Below are 19,279 nucleotides of genomic sequence, written 5' to 3'. Positions count from 1 at the left end.
CCGCGCCTCGGGGACTCGCCGTGGCCGGTGGCCATCCAGTGCATACGACGATGGCCCCTGACTGCGTTTCCGCAGATCAGGGGCCATCCATTCGCGTGGCGGCGCCAGGATTCGAACCTGGGTAGGCTAAGCCGACGGATTTACAGTCCGCTCCCATTGGCCACTCGGGCACACCGCCATGGGATGCCGCCTTGGTGCTCCGCCTTTCGGCCTCGCTCCCCGGCAACGACGTAAACGATACCTGATCCCGGGGGGTGGTTCGCCACCGATTTCGATCAGTACGTGGGACGGGTGGGGGTGGCTAGGCTTGGGGTGGCGGTCGGCGCTGGGCCGCCGCCCTCGCAACCACCCGACGCAAGGAGCCACAGGACATGGCCGACTCCAGTTTCGACATCGTCTCGAAGGTCGAGCGGCAGGAGGTCGACAACGCCCTCAACCAGGCGGCGAAGGAGATCTCCCAGCGCTACGACTTCAAGAACGTCGGCGCGTCGATCTCCTGGTCCGGCGAGAAGATCCTGATGCAGGCGAACTCCGAGGACCGGGTCAAGGCGATCCAGGACGTCTTCGAGACCAAGCTGGTCAAGCGCGGGATCTCGCTGAAGTCGCTGGAGACGGGCGAGCCGCAGCTCTCCGGCAAGGAGTACAAGATCTTCGCGACGATCCAGGAGGGCATCTCGCAGGAGAACGCCAAGAAGGTGGCGAAGATCATCCGCGATGAGGGCCCCAAGGGCGTCAAGGCGCAGGTGCAGGGCGAGGAGCTGCGGGTCAGCTCGAAGAACCGGGACGACCTGCAGGCCGTGATCGCGCTGCTGAAGGGCAAGGACTTCGACTTCGCGCTGCAGTTCGTGAACTACCGCTGACGCGTGCGGTGTTCCGGGCGGGACGGGGGCGGACGCGGCCGGTGGCCGGTCCGCCCCCGCCTCGTCACGGGGTGCCTGATGTCGGATTTCCGCCAGCGGCGAGTGGGCGGCGCGGCACAGACTGGTGGGGGAAGAAGGGACCGACCATGACGGTGTACGCGCAGGTCGAGGGGCCGTTGGGCGCCATGTTGCTGGTGGGTGAGGAGAGCGGGGACGGCGCTGTCGCGCTCGTCTCGCTGTCCCTGCCGGAGCAGAAGGGGGCGGTCGCCGTGCGCGAGGGGTGGCGGCACGCGCCCGGGGCCTTCGAGCCGGTCGCGGCGCAGCTGGAGGAGTACTTCGCGGGACGGCGGCGGGTGTTCGACGTGCCGGTGGCTGCCGGCGACGTCGGCAGTGAGTTCCAGCGGCGTGTCTGGCGGGCGGTGGAGGACATCCCGTACGGCACGACCGCCTCGTACGGGGAGGTCGCGGCGCGGGTGGGGGTCACGGGTGCCGGGGTGCGAGCCGTGGGGACGGCGATCGGGCGCAACCCGCTGCTGGTGGTGCGGCCTTGCCACCGGGTGATCGGGGCGGACGGTTCGCTGCGCGGCTACGCGGCGGGGCCGGAGCGCAAGGAGCGCCTCCTCGGCATCGAGGGCGCACTGGTCCGGTGACGCAGGCGTTGTTCCCGCTGGGCGGCGGCCGCGCCGAGGTGGCGCCGGGGGCGGTGCACGTGCCGGGGTGGCTGTCGGTGGAGCGCCGGCGGGAGCTGGTCGAGGCGTGCCGCGCATGGGCGCGCGGTCCGGTGCCGCTCCGGCACACCGCGCTGCCGGGCGGCGGGGTGATGTCGGTGAGGACCGTGTGCCTGGGATGGCACTGGCTGCCGTACCGGTACTCACGGACGGCGGACGACGTGAACGGGGCGCCGGTCGCGCCCTTCCCCGGGTGGCTCGGGGATCTCGGGCGGGAGGCGGTGGCCGCGGCCTACGGCGAGGGTGCGGAGGGGGAGGTCGGGACCGACGGCGCCGGGACGGACGGCAGGCGGTACGCGCCTGACGCCGCGCTGGTGAACTTCTACGACGGGGACGCCCGCATGGGCATGCACCAGGACCGCGAGGAGCGTTCCTCGGCCCCGGTGGTGTCCCTGAGCATCGGCGACAGCTGCCTGTTCCGGTTCGGGAACACCGAGTCGCGCGGGCGGCCGTACACCGATGTGCTGCTGGAGTCCGGGGACCTGTTCGTCTTCGGCGGGCCGTCACGGTTCGCGTACCACGGGGTGCCGAAGGTGTACCCGGGCACCGGCGATCCGGAGTCGGGGATGCGGGCGGGGCGGTTGAACCTCACCCTGCGGGAGACGGGGCTCCCGGGAGCCGGGTGACCCGGAGGCCGGGGCCGGGTCAGCGGGGCCTGGAGTGGCCGAACAGGATCCGGTAGGCGATCAGCAGGACCAGGGAGCCGCCGATGGCCGCGAGCCAGGTCGCGCCGTCGTAGAAGTCGTTGCTGATCGGCCGGTCCAGGTAGCGGGCTGATATCCAGCCGCCGGTGAACGCGCCGGCGATGCCGATGAGGGTCGTGCCGATCAGGCCACCGGGGTCGCGGCCGGGGAGCAGCACCTTGGCGACGACGCCGGCGAGCAGGCCCAGGACGATCCAGCTGATGACGCTCACGCGGTGTTCCTTCCGTCGGGGCCGTGCGGGGCCGTGGTGGCCCGGGGCTGTGGTGGCCTGGGGCTGTGGGGGGCCGGGGGCCGGGGGTCGTCGGGCTGGGGTGGCCGTGGCGCCGTCTTTGCCGTCGGGGCGTCGTTGGCTCAGGGCGTGGTTGCCGCTGGGCCGTTCATGCGGTTCGCGTGGTGTGTCTGTCCTGGAGGACGCCCGGGATGGGTCGGGTGGTTGCGCAGGTCAGTAGGGTGCGGCGCATGGTACGCACTCTGCGACGGTCGCTCGGGCTCTTCGACGCGGTCATGGTCGGTCTGGGCGCGATGTTGGGCGCCGGGGTCTTCGCGGCGCTCGGGCCGGCCGCACGGGCGGCCGGGAGCGGGCTGCTCCTGGGTCTGGCGCTCGCCGCGGCCGTCGCCTACTGCAACGCGATGGCCTCGGCGCGGCTGGCCGCGCGCTACCCGGCGTCAGGCGGCACGTACGTCTACGGGCGGGAGCGGCTTGGTCCTTTCTGGGGGTACCTGGCGGGCTGGGCGTTCGTCGTGGGCAAGACGGCGTCGTGCGCGGCGATGGCGCTGACGGTGGGCGTGTACCTGTGGCCGGGGCAGGCCCACTCCGTGGCGGTGGCGGCGGTCGTGGTGCTGACGGCGGTGAACTACGGCGGGGTGCAGAAGTCGGCGTGGGTGACGCGCTGGATCGTGGCGGTGGTGTTGGCCGTGCTGGCCGCCGTGGTGGTGGCCTCCCTCGGTTCGGAAGCGGCGGACCTCGGCCGGCTGGGGCCGGGGCGCGACGCCTCGGTGGGCGGGGTGGTGCAGGCGGCGGGGCTGCTGTTCTTCGCGTTCGCGGGGTACGCCAGGATCGCGACGCTCGGCGAGGAGGTCCGCGATCCCGGGCGGACGATCCCGCGGGCGGTCCCGGTGGCGTTGGGGATCGTGCTGGTGGTGTACGCGTGTGTGGCGGTGTCCGTCCTCTCCGTGCTGGGCGCGGGTGGGGTGGCCGGGTCATCGGCGCCCCTGGCCGACGCCGTGCGCGCGGCGGGCGCCGACGGGCTGGTGCCGGTGGTGCGGGTGGGCGCGGCGGTGGCGGCGCTCGGCGCGCTCCTGGCGCTGGTCCTCGGGGTGTCCCGTACGGCCTTGGCCATGGCGCGGGACGGACACCTCCCGCGGGGGCTCGCGGCCGTCCACCCGCGCTTCGGGGTGCCGCACCGCGCCGAGCTCGTGGTGGGTGCGGTCGTCGCGGTGGTGGCGGCGACCGCCGACCTGCGCGAGGCGATCGGCTTCTCGTCCTTCGGCGTGCTCGTCTACTACGCGATCGCCAACGCCTCGGCGTGGACGCTCTCGGCGGGGGCGTCCCGGGTGCGGCTGCTCGCCGCGGGGGGCCTCGCGGGATGTCTGGTGCTGGCCTTCTCCCTGCCGCTCGGCTCGGTGCTGGCGGGTGCGGCCGTGCTGGCGGTGGGAGCGGTGCTGTACGCGGGGCGGGCGGGCGTCGACGGACGGTCCGGGCGGGCCGGGCAGCCGGAGCGGCCTGGGCGGGGCCGCTAGCGGTGCGACGACCGACCCGGGGTCATATCCGGGCGCGGTGGTGAGGGGCGCGGCGTGGTCCGGAGGGCCCCCGGGTCGACGACCACCTGTGTCGGGGCGAGGTGTGCCGTGACGGCATGCGTGTGTCTGTGACGCCGTGTAGTCGCCATGACGCTGTGTAGTCGCTCATGAGTCCATGGTGCAGCACTCGGGCGACAGTCGTCACAGCCTGTGGATAACCCCGGTCACCGGGCCGTGAACGGCTGGTCGCTGGAGACGATGTCCTTGCCGAGTGGCAGCAGGGAGACCGGGATCAGCTTGAAGTTGGCGATGCCGAGGGGGATGCCGATGATCGTCACGCACAGGGCGATGCCGGTGACGATGTGGCCGAGGGCCAGCCACCAGCCCGCCAGGACGAGCCACAGGACGTTCGCGACGAAGGAGGGCGCGCCCGCGTCCCGCCGGTCGACGACGGTGCGGCCGAAGGGCCAGAGGGCGTAGCCGCCGATGCGGAAGGCGGCGACGCCGAACGGTATGCCGATGATCGTGACGCACAGCAGCAGACCGGCCGCGAGGTAGCCGAGGAAGAGCCAGAAGCCGCTGAGTACCAGCCAGATCAGGTTGAGGATCGTCTTCACGGGCGGTGGCCTGCCATCTGTTCGAGCCGGGCGATGCGTTCCGCCATCGGCGGGTGGGTGGAGAACATGCGGGACATGCCCTGTCCGGGCCGGAACGGATTGGCGATCATCATGTGGCTCGCCGTCTCGATCCGCGGCTCGGGAGGCAGGGGCAGCCGCTGCGTACCGGCCTCCAGCTTCCGCAGGGCGGCGGCGAGGGCGAGCGGGTCGCCGGTGAGCCGGGCGCCGGACGCGTCCGCCTCGTACTCGCGGGAGCGGCTGACCGCCAGCTGGATGACCGAGGCTGCGAGCGGACCCAGGATCATGATCAGGAGCATGCCGAGGAGGCCCGGGCCCTCGTCGTCGTCCGAGCGGCCGATCGGGATGAGCCAGGCGAAGTTCACCAGGAACACGATCACGGAGGCGAGGGCTCCGGCGACCGACGAGATGAGGATGTCCCGGTTGTAGACGTGGCTCAGCTCGTGTCCGATGACGCCGCGCAGTTCACGCTCGTCGAGGAGGCGCAGGATGCCCTCGGTGCAGCAGACGGCGGCGTTGCGGGGGTTGCGGCCCGTCGCGAACGCGTTGGGGGCCTGGGTCGGGGAGATGTAGAGCCTCGGCATCGGCTGCCGGGCCTGTGTGGAGAGCTCGCGGACCATCCGGTAGAGCTGCGGCGCCTCGAACTCGCTGACCGGGCGGGCCCGCATCGCGCGCAGGGCGAGCTTGTCGCTGTTCCAGTAGGCGTACGCGTTCGTTCCGAGAGCGACCAGGACGGCGACGACCAGGCCCGTGCGCCCGAAGAGGCCGCCGATCACGATGATGATCGCGGACAGCCCTCCGAGGAGTACGGCGGTCCTCAGCCCGTTGTGCCGGCGGTGCACGGTACGCCCTCCAAGTGGTGCGGCAGGGGAACCCTTCGCTGGTGTTGCTCCACTGTCCAGTGGACCCTCCCGTACTGGTCAACGCGAGGCGGGAGTGGCTGGTTCCCTTGCGCGCGCCGGGGCGGGCGCTGCGCCGGACGGGTGACGGGCGGGGGCATGGGCCCGCCCCGCCGGGAGCATGGGCCCGCCCCGGGCGGGGGCGTGGACGGCCCCGGGCAGGGCGCGGGTGCGGCGTGGCGCAGACCGTGGACCGGCCCGGGGCGGGCCGTGGGCCCGCTCAGGGCGGGGCGTGTGGGTCCCGGAAGGCGCGCGCCGGGGCTTGACGCGGGGGCTCGCGCGCGGGGCGAGTTCCGGTGCCGGAGAGGGCGTACCCGCCCCGGCCCGGCCTGGTCGGGCCGGGCCGGGCGGGGCGCGGATGGGTCAGAACAGCGTGGTGGCCGCGAAGCGGAGCACCAGCTGCGGGTAGCCCGAGAGCAGCACACCACCGACGGCGGTCAGCGCCACCGCCACGGCGAGGCCGGCGGGCACCCGGTGCCGTACCGGAGCCTCCGCCTCCTCGGTGGCGGCCTCCGGTGCCCGGAACAGGACGGCGGTCCAGCGCAGGTAGTAGTAGAGGGCGATGACGACGTTGACGCCCATCACGACGGCGAGCCAGCCGAGGCCCGCGTCGACCGCGGCGGAGAAGACGACGACCTTGGCGAACAGGCCGATGACGCCGGGCGGCAGGCCCGCCAGGCACAGCAGGAAGAAGCCCATGGCGAGGGCGGTCACCGGCCGGGTGGCGTACAGGCCCCGGTAGTCGGCGATCCGGTTCGCCGGGTGGGTGCGGGCGACGACCGCGGCGACCGCGAAGGCCCCGAGGTTCACGACGGCGTACACCAGCGCGTACGCGACGGTGGCGCCGACCTGGTCGTCACTGGAGTACGCCGCGGCGGCGATCGGGACCAGGAGGTAGCCCGCCTGCCCCACGGACGACCAGGCGAGGAGGCGGACCGCGCTCAACGCGCGCGTGGGGGCCTGCCGCAGCGCGGCGACGTTGCCGACGGTCATCGTGAGGGCGGCCAGTACGGCGAGTGCCGGACCCCACACGTCGGCGTACGACGGGAAGGCGACGACCGTCACCAGGACGAGGCCGGTGAAGCCGACCGCCTTGCCGACGACGGACAGGTACGCGGCGACCGGCAGGGGGGCGCCCACGTAGGTGTCGGGCACCCAGAAGTGGAAGGGCGCGGCCGCCGTCTTGAAGGCGAAGCCGACCAGCGTGAGGGCGACACCCGCCTTGGCGAGCGTGCCGAGCTGTGCGGGGACGTCGTCGAGCTGCCCGGCGATCTCCGTCAGGTGGAGGGTGCCGGTCGCGGCGTACACGAAGCTCACGCCGAGGAGGGTGACGGCGGTCGCCGTGACGGAGGAGAGGAAGAACTTCAGCGCCGCCTCCCCGGACATGCGGTCGCCGCGCTTCAGGCCGACGAGCGCGAAGGCCGGGAGCGAGGCCACCTCCAGGGCGACGACGAGGGTGGCCAGGTCGCGCGAGGCGGGCAGCAGGGCCGCGCCGGCCGCGGAGGACAGCAGCAGGAACCAGTACTCGCCGGCCGGGAGCTCGTCCCGGGTGAGCGCGACGGACAGGAGCGCCGTCAGCAGGGCGCCGCCGAGGACGAGGAGCTGGATGGCGAGCGTGAAGTGGTCGGCGGTGTAGCTGCAGGCGTCCGGGGTGCCGGTCAGGCAGAAGGTGGAACGGTCGCCGGCGCGGAGGGGCACCAGCGTGGCGAGCGCGGCGACGAGGCCGGCGATCGCCGCCCAGGCGAGGACCGGCTTGCGCCGCGGCGGGAGGAACAAGTCGGCGACGAGCACGGCGAGGGCGACGACGGCGACGACGGTCGGCGGCGCGATGGCCACCCAGTCGACGGCCTGGACGACGTCGGCGGCGGGCGCGGCGGCCGGCGCGGCGAGGTCGGCGGCGGTCACGGGCGTGCCGGTCACGGCTGCGGCGGTCACGACTTGCCTCCTGCGAGAAGCTGCTGCACGGCCGGGTCGGTGAGGCCGAGGAGGACCGCGGGCCAGAGGCCGGCGAGGACGGTGAGGGCTGCCAGCGGGGTCCACGCGGCGAACTCGTGGCCCTGGACGTCGGCGACCGCGGGCTGGTCGGCGGTGGGCCGGGCGCCCATGCAGACGCGGCGCACGACGACGAGGAGGTACGCGGCGGTGAGCAGCGTGCCGAAGCAGGCGACGGCCGTGTAGGTGAGGAACGCGGGGCGGCTGAGGCCCTCGGCGGGCTGGAACGCGCCGAACATCGCGAGCATCTCGCCCCAGAAGCCGGCCAGCCCGGGCAGTCCGAGGGAGGCGACGGCGCCGAAGGCGAGGAGGCCGCCGAGGCGGGGCGCGCGGCCGTACAGCGCGGCGCCGGTCGCGCCGGCGAGGGTGTCGAGGTCCGCGGTGCCGAAGCGGTCCTTCACGGCACCGACGAGGAAGAAGAGGAGCCCGGTGATCAGGCCGTGCGCGATGTTGGCGAAGAGCGCGCCGTTGACGCCGGTCGGGGTCATGCTGGCGATGCCGAGGAGCACGAAGCCCATGTGGCCGACGGAGGAGTAGGCGATGAGGCGCTTCAGGTCGCCCCGGGCGCCGCTCCTGGCGAGCGCGAGGCAGGCGAGCGACCCGTAGATGATCCCGGCGACGGCGAAGGCGGCGAGGTACGGGGCGAAGACGTGCATGCCGTCGGGCGCGATCGGCAGGACGATCCGGACGAAACCGTACGTTCCCATCTTGAGGAGGACGCCGGCGAGGAGGACCGAGCCGACGGTGGGCGCGGCGGTGTGCGCGTCCGGCAGCCAGCTGTGCAGCGGCCACATCGGCGTCTTCACCGCGAGCCCCACGCCGATCGCGAGGACGGCGATGACCTGCAGCGACGTGCTCAGCGCGCGGCCGTTGTCAGTGGCGAGTGCCACCATGTCGAACGTGCCCGCCTTCAGTCCGACGAGGAGCAGGCCGAGCAGCATGACGACCGAGCCGAGGAGGGTGAAGAGGATGAACTTCCAGGCGGCCGCCTGTCGGCCCTCGCCGCCCCAGCGGGCGATGAGGAAGTACATCGGGATGAGCACCATCTCGAAGGCGAGGAAGAACAGCAGCAGGTCCAGGACGGCGAAGGTGGCCAGCGTGCCGGCCTCCAGGACGAGCAGCAGCGCGACGAAGGCCCTCGGGGAGGGGCCCGCGGGGGGCTTGGCGTAGCTGTACAGCGCGCAGAGGAAGGTCAGCAGCGCGGTCAGGACCAGGAGGGGGAGGGAGATGCCGTCGACACCGAGGTGGATCCGTACGTCCAGGGCGGGGATCCAGCTGATGTCCGTCGTGGCCTGCATCCTCGACGCGTTGTCGTGGTCGAAGCCGAGCGTCAGGGCGATGGCGGCGGCCAGGACCGCGCCGGTGACGGTCACGCCGTGGCGCAGGACGGCCTGGTCGGGTGACGTCCCCTTGAGTCCGGGCGGGGCCGGCAGGAGCGCCGCGACGGCACCGAGGAGGGGCGCGGCGACGATGAACGCCAGGAGGAACTGCATCACGGATTCGCTCATATCGATCACGGTTCACGCTCCGGCGGCGACGAGGACGGCGGCGACCGCCAGGACGACGGAACCGGCGAGCAGGACGCTGAGGTAGGTCTGCACGTTGCCGGTCTGGGCGCGGCGCACCGCCGCCCCGAGCAGACCGGTCGTGGCGCCCGCTCCGCGTACGTAGGTGTCGACGACCTCGCGGTCGAGGAAGCGGACCAGCGAGGCCGCCGCCCGGACGGGGCGTACGAACACGGCGGTGTAGAGGGCGTCCAGGTGGAAGCCGGTCACCGCGTGCCGGTGGAGCGGGCCGAGGAGGAGGCGTCCGGGGTCGGCGGGGTCGGGCGCTGAGGCGATCGAGCCGTAGGCCGGGGTGTGGGTGGTGATCGCCTCGGCCTCGGAGACGGCGGGTTCCGCCTCGGGGTGGGCGGCGACGGCGCCGAGCGGGACGTGCGCGGCGCGGGTGGTGGCCCGGCGCCAGGCGGCGTACGTGATCAGGCCGCCGACGAGGGCGGTGCCCGTGCCCAGGACCGCGGTGGTGGTGGTCGGGGTGAGGGCGTGGCCGTCGAACCAGTCGTCGAGGGAGGTGACGGCCAGGCCGAAGGCGAGCGAGGGGACCGCGAGCACCCACAGGACGGCGCTCATGGCGAGCGGCTGACGGCCGTGGTCGGGGACCTCCTCCCCGCGGCCGCGGAAGGCGAGCAGCCACAGGCGCGTCGCGTAGGCGGCGGTGAGGAGGGCGGTGAGGAGACCGGCCACGAGGACGATCCACCCCGCCCCGGCGGGGGCGACGTCCCGGTCGCCGAGCGCGGTGTGCTCGGCGGCGACGAGGACGGCCTCCTTGGAGAAGAAGCCCGCGAACGGCGGGATCGCGGCGAGCGCGAGGAGGGCGACCGTCATCGTCCAGTACGCGTCGGGGATGCGGCGGGCGAGGCCGCTCATGCGGGACATGGCGGCCAGCGAGTTGGTGCCGGCGGCGTGGATGACCACGCCCGCGGCGAGGAAGAGGACCGCCTTGAAGGCGCCGTGCGACAGGAGGTGGAAGACGGCGGCGCCGCGGTCGCCGACGGCCAGGGCACCCGACATGTAGCCGAGCTGGCCGATGGTCGAGTAGGCGAGGACCCGCTTGATGTCGTCCTGGGCGAGCGCGGCGAGGGCCGAGCCGACCATGGTCAGCGCGGCCATCACGGCGAGGACGGTCAGGGCGGCCGCGGAGGCGGCGAAGACGGGGAGGAGGCGCGCGACGAAGTAGATGCCGGCGGCGACCATCGTCGCGGCGTGGATGAGCGCGGAGACCGGCGTCGGGCCGGCCATCGCGTCCGGGAGCCAGGTGTGCAGCGGGAACTGGGCCGACTTGCCCGCGACCCCGGCGAGGAGCAGCAGCGCGACCAGGGTGGGGTGGTCGAGGCCGCCCGCGGCGACGGCGCCGAGGACCCCGGTGATCCGGAACGTCCCGGCGTCGGCGGCGAGGGCGAACAGGCCGAGGAGGAACGGGACGTCGCCGAGCTTCGTGACGAGGAACGCCTTCAGGGAGGCGGCCCGCGCCTCGGGCGTCTCCCAGTAGTGACCGACGAGGAAGTACGAGCAGACGCCCATGACCTCCCAGCCGACCAGCAGCACCATCAGGTCGCCGGAGTAGACGACGAGCAGCATCGCGGAGGTGAAGAGGGAGACGAGCGCCGCGTACGACGGGTAGCGGGGGTCGTCGCGCAGGTAGGCGGTCGAGTAGATCTGCACGCAGGACGCGACCAGGCCCACGAGGACGGCCGTGAGGGCGGCGAAGCCGTCGACGTGCAGGGCCAGGTCGACGGGGACCGAGCCGGTCGGGGTGAGTTGGGTGGCCGCGTCGACGGCCTTCCCACCGCCCTGGCGCGCGGCGACCAGCACGGCCAGGACGAACGCGGCCACGGTCGGCAGGACGGCCAGGGGCCGTACGAAACCGGGTGCGGTGCGGCCGAGGAGGAGGCCGGCGGCCGCGCCGAGGAACGGGAGGAGGGGGACGAGGACGGCGAGGGTCGTGGTGGTCACGCGGTGGCCTCAGCCTTCTTGCCGGTCTGCTCGTGGGCGGCCCCGTCGCCGCCCGGGGTCTCGGCGTTGTCGCGGAGCCGGTCGATGTCGGCGGTGCCGCGGCTGCGGTGGACCATCAGCACGATGGCCAGGCCGATGCCGATCTCGGCGGCGGCGATGGCGATGGTGAAGAGCGTCAGCGCCTGTCCCGCGTGGAGGGTGTCGCGGAGCCAGACGTCGAAGGCGACCAGGTTGAGGTTGACGGCGTTGAGCATCAGCTCGACGGACATCAGGACCAGGATGGCGTTGCGCCGGGCGAGGACGCCGTACAGGCCGGTGCAGAAGAGCAGCACGGCGAGGACGGCCGGATAGGCGAGGTGCATCAGCGCTTCCCCTCCGCCCCGGAGTCGCCCTTGCGGGAGAGGACGATCGCGCCGACGAGCGCGGCGAGCAGCAGGACGGAGAGCGCCTCGAAGGGCAGCACCCAGTTGCGGAAGAGCATCTCCCCGGTGACCCGGGTGCTGCCCTGGACCGGGCCGTCGAGGTCGATCCAGGTGGTGCGGAAGGCGTCCACGACCACCCAGACGAGGGCGGCCGCGGCGGCCACCGCCACGGCGAGGGCGGCGGGCCGGTTGCCGGAGTCCGCGTCCGGGGAGCGGCCGATGGGGGCCTTGGTGAGCATGAGACCGAAGAGGAGGAGGACGACGACGGAGCCGACGTAGATGAGCACCTGGACCCAGGCGATGAACTCGGCCGTGAGGAGCAGGTACTCGACGGCGATCCCGCCGAGGGCGACGACCAGCCAGAGCGCGGCGTGGACGAGCTGGCGGGTGGTGACCGTGATCACCGCGGCGCCGAGGGTGACGACGCCGACGAGGAGGAACGCGATCTCCGTGCCGGTGGGCGAGAGGAAGCCGTGGCCGGCCGCGAGGGTCATGGCGGCGGGCGCCGTGGCGGGGGTCATGCGGTGCCTCCCTCGCGGGGGGTCCCGGGGGCGCCCGGGGCGTCGGGGGTACCCGGGGCGTCGGGGCCGGGGGTGGTCGGAGTGGTCGGCGCGCCCGGGGTGGCGGGTGGGGCGGGCTGGGTCGTGGCGGCCTGCTGGGCGGCGAGCTTCTCGGCTGCCTTGCGGGCCGCGACGAGCTCCTTCGGCTCCTCCGCGCCGGCGTCCAGCGCGGGCGGCTCCGGCACGGTCCACATCCACTCGCGGAGCTTGTCCCGCTCGTGCGTGAGGTCGCGGATGTCCGTCTCCGCGTACTCGAACTCCGGCGACCAGAACAGCGCGTCGAAAGGACACACCTCGATGCAGATGCCGCAGTACATGCAGAGCGAGAAGTCGATCGCGAACCGGTCGAGGACGTTGCGGCTGCGCTCCCGTCCGCCGGGCGCGGCGGCCGGCACCGTCTCCTTGTGGGAGTCGATGTAGATGCACCAGTCGGGGCACTCGCGGGCGCACAGCATGCAGACCGTGCAGTTCTCCTCGAACAGGCCGATGACGCCGCGGCTGCGCGGCGGGAGTTCGGGCTGGACGTCCGGGTACTGCGCGGTGTGGCTCTTCCTCGTCATCGTCCGGAGGGTGACGGCGAGGCCCTTGGCCAGGCCGGATCCGGGGATCGGGGCCATTACTGGATCACCACCTTGACGACGCCGGTGAGGGCGATCTGGGCGAGCGCGAGCGGCACGAGCGTGGTCCAGGCGAGCTTCTGGAGCTGGTCCTCGCGCAGCCGCGGGTAGCTCACTCGCAGCCAGATGACGACGAAGGCGAGGACGGCCGCCTTCAGCAGCGTCCACACCCAGCCGAGGCCGTCGGCGCCGAACGGGCCGTGCCAGCCCCCGAGGAAGAGGACGGTGGTCAGACCGCACAGGACGACGATGCCCGCGTACTCGGCGAGCAGGAACAGGGCGAAGCGCAGACCGGTGTACTCGGTGTACGCCCCGAAGATGATCTCCGAGTCGGCGACGGGCATGTCGAACGGCGGGCGCTGGAGCTCGGCCAGGCCCGCGACGAAGAAGACCAGCGCGCCCACGATCTGCCACGGCAGCCACCACCACTCGAACGCGTCGAGGATGCCGGGGAGGGAGACGGTCCCCGCCGCCATCGCGACGGAGGCGGCCGCGAGCAGCATGGGCAGTTCGTAGGCGAGGAGCTGCGCGGCGGTGCGGAGACCGCCGAGGAGGGAGAACTTGTTGGCGGACGCCCAGCCCGCCATGAGCGAGCCGAGGACGCCGACGCCCATCACGGCGAGGACGAAGAAGACGCCCGCGTCGACGAGCACGCCGACCGCGCCCTCGCCGGGTCCGATCGGGATGGCGACGAGCACGAGGAGGTACGGGAGGAGCGCGACGGCGGGCGCGAGCTGGAAGACGCGGCGGTCGGCGGCGGCCGGGACCACGTCTTCCTTCTGCGCGAACTTCACGCCGTCGGCGACGAGCTGCGCCCAGCCGTGGAAGCCGCCGGCGTACATGGGGCCGAGGCGGCCCTGCATGTGCGCCATCACCTTGTGCTCCGTCTGGCCGATCACCAGGGGCAGCACCAGGAACACGGCGAAGACGACGACCAGGCGGAGGGCGACGTCGAGTGCGTCGTTCACGCGTCGTCTCCTTCGGGGCGTCGTCGGTCGGGGGCGGGGTCCGGGGCCGGCGCCGGGGCCGGGTTCGGGTCCGGGGCTGTGCCCGGGCCCGGGGCGGAGTCCGGGTCCGAGGCCGGGTCCGTGGCCGCGTCCTGCCCCGGGTCCGAAGCTGGGTCCGAGTCCGTGGCCGCGTCCTGCCCCGGGGCCGGGTCCTGCCCCGGGCCCGGGTCCGGGGCTGCGGGTCGGCCGGGGGCCGGGGCGCCGGTCCGGTCCTCGGTCGGGCCCTGCTCCGGGGTCGGTCGTGGCGGGTCGGCCGGGTCGGGGGGCTCGAAGGCGGGGCGCGGGTTGTTCCACGGGGCGTCCGCGCTGCGGGTGCGCGGGGGCGCCGCCGGAGCCTGGTCGGCCGGGCGCTCGTCCTCGGTGGGGCTCCGGCGCTGACTGGCCGATCCCTCGCCCGCCGTACGGGCGCGGCGCGGCGGGCGAGCGGCGCCACCCGGTGCCGTACCGGGCGGGGCGGCCGGAGGCGTGGCGGGCGCCGCGGAGGCCTCCGAGACGCCGGCGCCCTCCGCGGGCGGGGTGGCGGGCGCCGGCGCCGCGGCGCCGGACCCGGACGCCGGAACGCCGGACGCCGGAACGCCGGGCGCCGCGGTACCGGGCGTCGCCGCAGCGGCACCCTCCGCGCCGCCGGACGGGCCACCGGGCGTCGGGGCGGCCGCGCCCCCCGACGTGCCGGGCGCTGCCGCGGTGCCCTGGCTGCTGGAGCCCTCGCCCGCCGTGCGCGTCCGGCGTACCGGTCGGTCGCCGGCGGCGCCGGCGCGCGCGGGGCCGCCGGCGCCGCCGGCGCGCGCGGCGCGGGCCGGGCGGGCCGGGGCGGGCGGGAGCTGGCCCTTCAGCGGACCCCACTCGTTGGGGTCGGGCACGCCGGGCGGCAGCATCTGGCGCCGCTTGGGGCCGCCGTGCGCCGCGCCCGCCGCGGACTCGCCCGGCTCCTTGGCACCCGGCCACGCCTTGGCGACGCGCGCCGCGAGGACGAAGTCCTTGCGCAGCGGGTGGCCTTCGAAGTTCTCCGGGAGCAGCAGGTGCGCGGGGTTCGGGTGGCCCTCGAAGGTGACGCCGAACATCTCGTGCGTCTCGCGCTCGTGCCAGCCGGCGCCCGCGTACACGCCGACCGCGGTGGGCAGGACGGGCGCGTCGTGCGGGACGGTCGTGCGCAGCATGAGGCGGCGGACGGTGCCGCCCTCCAGGGCGGCGACGTGGGCGCAGACGCGGAAGCCGGTGCCGGGCTCGTCGACGGCGCTCAACCAGTCGAAGTAGGTGCAGCCCAGCGCGTCCCGCGCGGTCTCCAGCGCGGTGGTCCACGCCCCCGCCGGGACGTCGACCGTCAGCAGGTCGTACGCCCGCTCGGCGGTCGCCTCCGCACCGAAGACATCGGTGACGGCGTCGGGCAGGGTGTCGTACGCGTTCACCGGGCACCGCCTGCGGACGCGGGCGGCGGCGGGGTGACCAGGCCGCTGCGGAGTGCGGCGGTGTCGGGCCGCCCGGTGCCGTGCCCGTACCGCTCGCCGAGCGACTCCCGGGCGATCTTCTCCTGGAGCTTCAGGATGCCCTGGAGCAGCGCCTCGGGCCGCGGCGGGCAGCCCGGCACGTACACGTCGACGGGGATGATCTGGTCGACGCCCTTGGTGACGGAGTACGAGTCCCAGTACGGGCCGCCGCAGTTGGAGCAGGCGCCGAACGAGATGACGTACTTGGGCTCCGGCATCTGCTCGTACAGCCGCCGCACCGCGGGCGCCATCTTGTCGGTGACCGTCCCGGAGACGATCATCAGGTCGGCCTGGCGGGGGCCGGGCGCGAAGGGGATCACGCCGAGCCGGATGAAGTCGTGGCGGGCCATCGACGCCGCGATGAACTCGATGGCGCAGCAGGCGAGGCCGAAGTTGAAGACCCACAGGCTGTAGCGGCGGCCCCAGTTGAGGACCACCTTCATGGGCTCGGGGGCCAGCCGCGACAGGACGCCGAGCCGCTTCGGCTCGGGCAGGGGCACGGGCTGCGCGGCCGTCGCCTGCGCGGAGGTCACGGGCTCGGGGGTGGCGCCGGGGTTCACGTCCATGTCAGGACGCCCTTCTTGTACGCGTAGAGCAGTCCCACGGCCAGGAAGCCGAGGAAGACGAACATCTCGACCAGCGTGGTGGCGCCGTACCCGGGCTCGGCGAAGACGGTCGCCCACGGGAAGAGGAAGATCGAGTCGACCGCGAAGATCACGTAGAGGAAGGCGTAGACGTAGTAGCGGACCTGGGTGTGGGCCCAGCCCTCCCCCACCGGGTCGACGCCGCACTCGTACGTCATCAGCTTCTCCGGCGTCGGCACGACGGGGCGCAGCAGCCGCCCGGCCGTGAACGCGACGGCCACGAAGAGCACGCCGACGACGGCGAGGAGCCCGACGGCCGAGTAGCTCTGGAAGTAGTCGGCCGCGAGTCCGGTCTGTTCCGGCACGTCCGTCCCTCTCTCTTCCTGCCCCCGCGGGCGCCGATCGGCGATCTGTACGCACGGGAGTCTAGGCCCTGGTACCACCCGGCCCGTCAGCCGTGCCACGGACGGGGTGGGGTTATCCCCACCGGCCCTCACCCACGGCCCCCATGGCGCGGCCGGTGCCGTGCCGGGCAGTCTGGTCGCCATGACCACGCCCAGCGACCACGCCGTCCCGGCCCCTCCCTCCCGCATCGGGTTCGGGACGGCCATGTGGAAGGAGATCGTCCACCTCCTCTCCAACCTGCCAGTGTCCCTCGTGGCGTTCGTCTACGTCACGGTCGCGGTGGCGGTCGGGGCCGCGCTCAGCGTGACCGTCGTCGGTCTGCCGCTGCTGGCGTGCGGGCTGGCGGGGATGCGGCTGATGGGGCGCGTGGAGCGGTCGCGGGCCCGGGCCCTGCTCGGGACGCGGATGGAGGAGCCGAGCCGGCTGCCGGTTCCGCCGCGCGGCGGCCTCGCGGCCCGGGTGTGGGCGCTGCTGCGCGACCCGGTGGCGTGGCGGGCGGCGCTGTTCGGGTTCATACGGCTGCCCTGGGGCGTGCTGACGTTCGCGGTGACGCTGGTCGCGCTGGTCGCGCTGTGGCCCGCGCTGCCGTACCTGGTGCGGGCCATGGCCAACCTCGACCGGGTGATGGTGCGGGGGCTGCTGGGGCCGTCGGACGAGTTGGAGCGGCGGGTCGCCGAGCTGGAGTCGGACCGGGGTGTGGTCGTGGACACCGCCGCGGCGGACCTGCGGCGCATCGAGCGCGACCTGCACGACGGCGCCCAGGCCCGCCTCGTGGCCCTCGCCATGGGGCTCGGCCTCGCCAAGGAGAAGGCCGGCGAGGACCCGGAGGCCGCCGCCCGCATGGTCGACGAGGCACACGGCGAGGTGAAGCTCGCCCTGCAGGAGCTGCGCGACCTCGCCCGCGGCATCCACCCGGCGGTCCTCACCGACCGGGGCCTCGACGCCGCGCTCTCCTCCGTCGCCTCCCGCTGCACCGTCCCCGTGACCGTCACGGTCGACCTGCCGGAACGGCCGGCCGAGGCCACCGAGGGCATCGCGTACTTCACGGTGTCGGAGCTGCTGCAGAACGTCTCGAAGCACGCCGGGGCCCGGAGCGCCTCCGTGGACGTCTGGCGCACCGAGGAGTACCTCCTCATCCAGGTCACCGACGACGGCCACGGCGGCGCCGACCCGGCCGCCGGCAGCGGCCTCGCGGGACTTTCCGAACGCCTCGGAGCCGTCGACGGACTGTTCGTCGTCGACTCCCCGCCGGGCGGTCCGACGACCGTGACGGCCGAACTGCCCTGGCGTTCCCGGGCGGCCGTCCGCCCCTGACGCTCCCGCACGGCACCCGTCCCGCGGCGACCGCACGCCCCGGGGCAGCCCCCGCACGCCCGCACCCGGCGGCTCACCACACCACCCGCCACCCCGCCCACACCCACCGTCCCTCGCAACCGGTCAGACGCCCGGGACGGGAGGCGCGGCCGGGCGGGTTCGCCCCCCCAGGTGTCGGCGGAGAAGGGCGGGCGCGCCGGCCGGGACCCGAGCCCGCCGACCCCGAGGAGGTGAGCCCGCACGGCCCCGCCGCACCCACCACCCGGGAGCACCCGCCCGGACGCACCACCCGCCCCCGACGCCCCGATCTCCCACGCCGACCGACCCCACGCGAGCAGAAACGGATCTCCCTCATGGCCATGGCATACCGGCCGGACACCACCGGCCGCCCGCGTCCGCCGCGCGTCCCCGCGTGGCTCACCGCCCCGCTGTCCCCCCGCACCTGGCGCGAGTTCTGCCACCTGGTGGTGGGTCTGCCGCTCGGCGTCCTGTACTTCGCGCTCTCCGTGACGGCGCTGGCGGTCGGCGCGGGGCTGGTCGTGACGTTCGTCGGCATCCCGGTGCTGGCCGCGGGCCTGGCACTGTGCCGGGGCTTCGGGGTGGTCGAGCGGGCGCGGGCGCGGGCCCTGCTCGGTACCCGGGTCGCCGCCCCCGAACCGGTACGGACCCGGACGGAGCCCGGCAGCGGGCCGTTCGCGTGGATGGGGGCGACGCTGAAGAGCGGCGCGTCGTGGCGGCACCTGCTGTACGCGGTGGTGCACATGCCGTGGGCGGTCTTCGCGTTCTCCGTCGCGGTGACCCTGTGGACCACGGCGTGGGCGCTCTTCACGTACCCGCTCTGGCAGTGGCTGCTGCCCCTGTACGCGGGGGTGGACGGCGTGCAGCTGTACGGGGACGGGCGGCACAGCGTCGTCCTGGACACGGCGTACGGCGTGGGGGCGAGCTGCCTCGTCGGTCTGGTCCTCCTCCTGGTGACGCCGTGGGTGATCCGGGCGCTGGCGGGGGTCGACCGGTTGCTCGTGGTCGGGCTGCTCGGCCCGTCGCGGCTGGCCAGCCGCGTCGTGGAGCTGGAGTCGGACCGGGGCGTGGCCGCGGACACCGCCGCGGCGGACCTGCGGCGCATCGAGCGCGACCTGCACGACGGCGCCCAGGCCCGCCTCGCCGCACTCGCGATGGACCTCGGCCTCGCCAAGGAGAAGGCCGGCGAGGACCCGGAGGCCGCCGCCCGCATGGTCGACGAGGCACACGGCGAGGTGAAGCTCGCCCTGCGGGAACTGCGCGACCTCGCCCGCGGCATCCACCCCGCCATCCTCACCGACCGGGGCCTCGACGCCGCGCTCTCCTCCGTCGCCTCCCGCTGCACCGTCCCCGTGACCGTGACCGTCGACCTGCCGGAACGCCCCGCCGCGGCCATCGAGGGGATCGCCTACGTCACCGTCTCCGAGCTGCTGCGGAACGTCTCACGGCACGCGGGCGCCCGCCGCGCCTCCGTCGAGGTCTGGCACAGCGGCGACCGCCTCCTCGTCCAGGTCACCGACGACGGCCGCGGCGGCGCCGCCCCGACCGAACCGACCACCGGCCCGACGAAAGCCCCCGCGACCGCCCCGACCTCCGGCCGGACCACCGAACCGGCCACCGCCCCCACCACCGGCAGTGGCCTCGCGCGGCTCGCCGAACGCCTCGGTGCCGTCGACGGGCTCCTCGTCGTCGACTCCCCGCAGGGCGGCCCGACGACGGTCACGGCGGAGCTGCCCTGGCGCAGTTGAACACAGTTGAACGCTCTGTCACCCACATGGCCGGACTTGCTGGGATGCTG

General features: G+C 74.1%; 19 protein-coding genes and 1 tRNA gene. 6 read left to right on the top strand and 14 right to left on the bottom strand.

Annotation, left to right across the window (positions count from 1 at the left end):
* Nucleotides 1-96: 96 nt before the first annotated feature.
* A tRNA-Tyr gene (locus ACF053_RS18915) sits at nt 97-178 on the bottom strand.
* Between the two features lie 193 nt (nt 179-371).
* Here ACF053_RS18915 and ACF053_RS18910 point away from each other — a divergent pair.
* The 3 genes from ACF053_RS18910 to ACF053_RS18900 all read left to right on the top strand — a co-directional run bounded on the left by ACF053_RS18910 (nt 372) and on the right by ACF053_RS18900 (nt 2,214).
* Nucleotides 372-860: a YajQ family cyclic di-GMP-binding protein gene (locus ACF053_RS18910; protein WP_058942694.1), complete on the top strand. Its 489-nt coding sequence runs from the start codon at nt 372-374 to the stop codon at nt 858-860.
* Between the two features lie 146 nt (nt 861-1,006).
* Nucleotides 1,007-1,510 (top strand): methylated-DNA--[protein]-cysteine S-methyltransferase, encoded by a 504-nt coding sequence (locus ACF053_RS18905; protein WP_391954957.1) that lies wholly within the window; start codon nt 1,007-1,009, stop codon nt 1,508-1,510.
* A complete protein-coding gene (locus tag ACF053_RS18900) occupies nt 1,507-2,214 on the top strand; it encodes an alpha-ketoglutarate-dependent dioxygenase AlkB family protein (protein ID WP_391954956.1) in 708 nt (235 codons plus the stop codon). The genes ACF053_RS18905 and ACF053_RS18900 overlap by 4 nt, the downstream gene beginning before the upstream one ends.
* Nucleotides 2,215-2,233: 19 nt before the next feature.
* On the opposite strand, the gene ACF053_RS18895 is transcribed toward ACF053_RS18900, so the two are convergent.
* On the bottom strand, nt 2,234-2,503 hold the full coding sequence (locus tag ACF053_RS18895) for a GlsB/YeaQ/YmgE family stress response membrane protein (protein WP_058942691.1): 270 nt from the start codon (nt 2,501-2,503) through the stop codon (nt 2,234-2,236).
* Between the two features lie 248 nt (nt 2,504-2,751).
* On the opposite strand from ACF053_RS18895, the gene ACF053_RS18890 reads away from it, so the two are divergent.
* Nucleotides 2,752-4,032, top strand: a complete 1,281-nt coding sequence (locus ACF053_RS18890; protein ID WP_391954955.1) for an APC family permease — start codon at nt 2,752-2,754, stop codon at nt 4,030-4,032.
* Nucleotides 4,033-4,256: 224 nt separating this feature from the next.
* Here ACF053_RS18890 and ACF053_RS18885 read toward each other — a convergent pair whose 3' ends face one another.
* The 12 genes from ACF053_RS18885 to ACF053_RS18830 all read right to left on the bottom strand — a co-directional run bounded on the left by ACF053_RS18885 (nt 4,257) and on the right by ACF053_RS18830 (nt 16,109).
* Nucleotides 4,257-4,649 (bottom strand): YccF domain-containing protein, encoded by a 393-nt coding sequence (locus tag ACF053_RS18885; RefSeq protein ID WP_391954954.1) that lies wholly within the window; start codon nt 4,647-4,649, stop codon nt 4,257-4,259.
* Complete coding sequence (htpX, locus tag ACF053_RS18880) at nt 4,646-5,509, bottom strand: zinc metalloprotease HtpX (RefSeq protein WP_058942688.1); 864 nt, start codon at nt 5,507-5,509, stop codon at nt 4,646-4,648. Before htpX ends, ACF053_RS18885 begins: the two co-directional genes overlap by 4 nt.
* 420 nt (nt 5,510-5,929) lie before the next feature.
* Nucleotides 5,930-7,471, bottom strand: coding sequence for an NADH-quinone oxidoreductase subunit N (locus ACF053_RS18875; protein WP_391955139.1), 1,542 nt, complete (start codon nt 7,469-7,471; stop codon nt 5,930-5,932).
* Between the two features lie 26 nt (nt 7,472-7,497).
* Nucleotides 7,498-9,051, bottom strand: coding sequence for a complex I subunit 4 family protein (locus ACF053_RS18870; RefSeq protein ID WP_391955138.1), 1,554 nt, complete (start codon nt 9,049-9,051; stop codon nt 7,498-7,500).
* A gap of 27 nt (nt 9,052-9,078) precedes the next feature.
* Nucleotides 9,079-11,070, bottom strand: a complete 1,992-nt coding sequence (locus tag ACF053_RS18865) for an NADH-quinone oxidoreductase subunit 5 family protein (RefSeq protein WP_391954953.1) — start codon at nt 11,068-11,070, stop codon at nt 9,079-9,081.
* Nucleotides 11,067-11,432, bottom strand: a complete 366-nt coding sequence (gene nuoK / locus ACF053_RS18860) for an NADH-quinone oxidoreductase subunit NuoK (protein WP_058942685.1) — start codon at nt 11,430-11,432, stop codon at nt 11,067-11,069. Before nuoK ends, ACF053_RS18865 begins: the two co-directional genes overlap by 4 nt.
* Nucleotides 11,432-12,013, bottom strand: a complete 582-nt coding sequence (locus ACF053_RS18855; RefSeq protein ID WP_198549358.1) for an NADH-quinone oxidoreductase subunit J family protein — start codon at nt 12,011-12,013, stop codon at nt 11,432-11,434. Before ACF053_RS18855 ends, nuoK begins: the two co-directional genes overlap by 1 nt.
* Nucleotides 12,010-12,669 carry a NuoI/complex I 23 kDa subunit family protein gene (locus ACF053_RS18850; RefSeq protein WP_391954952.1) on the bottom strand — a complete coding sequence of 220 codons (660 nt, stop codon included), beginning with the start codon at nt 12,667-12,669 and terminating at the stop codon, nt 12,010-12,012. The genes ACF053_RS18855 and ACF053_RS18850 overlap by 4 nt, the downstream gene beginning before the upstream one ends.
* Nucleotides 12,669-13,637: a complex I subunit 1/NuoH family protein gene (locus ACF053_RS18845; protein ID WP_391954951.1), complete on the bottom strand. Its 969-nt coding sequence runs from the start codon at nt 13,635-13,637 to the stop codon at nt 12,669-12,671. Before ACF053_RS18845 ends, ACF053_RS18850 begins: the two co-directional genes overlap by 1 nt.
* Entirely contained in the window at nt 13,634-15,082 is a 1,449-nt protein-coding gene (locus ACF053_RS18840; RefSeq protein WP_391954950.1) for an NADH-quinone oxidoreductase subunit C, read from the bottom strand. The genes ACF053_RS18845 and ACF053_RS18840 overlap by 4 nt, the downstream gene beginning before the upstream one ends.
* Nucleotides 15,079-15,726: an NADH-quinone oxidoreductase subunit B gene (locus tag ACF053_RS18835; protein ID WP_391954949.1), complete on the bottom strand. Its 648-nt coding sequence runs from the start codon at nt 15,724-15,726 to the stop codon at nt 15,079-15,081. Before ACF053_RS18835 ends, ACF053_RS18840 begins: the two co-directional genes overlap by 4 nt.
* Complete coding sequence (locus ACF053_RS18830) at nt 15,717-16,109, bottom strand: NADH-quinone oxidoreductase subunit A (RefSeq protein WP_058944763.1); 393 nt, start codon at nt 16,107-16,109, stop codon at nt 15,717-15,719. Before ACF053_RS18830 ends, ACF053_RS18835 begins: the two co-directional genes overlap by 10 nt.
* A gap of 181 nt (nt 16,110-16,290) precedes the next feature.
* On the opposite strand from ACF053_RS18830, the gene ACF053_RS18825 reads away from it, so the two are divergent.
* Both ACF053_RS18825 and ACF053_RS18820 read left to right on the top strand, forming a co-directional pair.
* Nucleotides 16,291-17,463, top strand: coding sequence for a sensor histidine kinase (locus tag ACF053_RS18825; RefSeq protein ID WP_391954948.1), 1,173 nt, complete (start codon nt 16,291-16,293; stop codon nt 17,461-17,463).
* A gap of 353 nt (nt 17,464-17,816) precedes the next feature.
* Nucleotides 17,817-19,229 (top strand): sensor histidine kinase, encoded by a 1,413-nt coding sequence (locus ACF053_RS18820; RefSeq protein WP_391954947.1) that lies wholly within the window; start codon nt 17,817-17,819, stop codon nt 19,227-19,229.
* Nucleotides 19,230-19,279: the final 50 nt, after the last annotated feature.

The sequence above is a fragment of the Streptomyces kanasensis genome (assembly GCF_043077165.1).
Taxonomy (GTDB): domain Bacteria; phylum Actinomycetota; class Actinomycetes; order Streptomycetales; family Streptomycetaceae; genus Streptomyces; species Streptomyces changanensis.
Note: the sequence above shows the minus strand (reverse complement) of the source record. Positions and strands in the feature narration are given on the sequence as shown.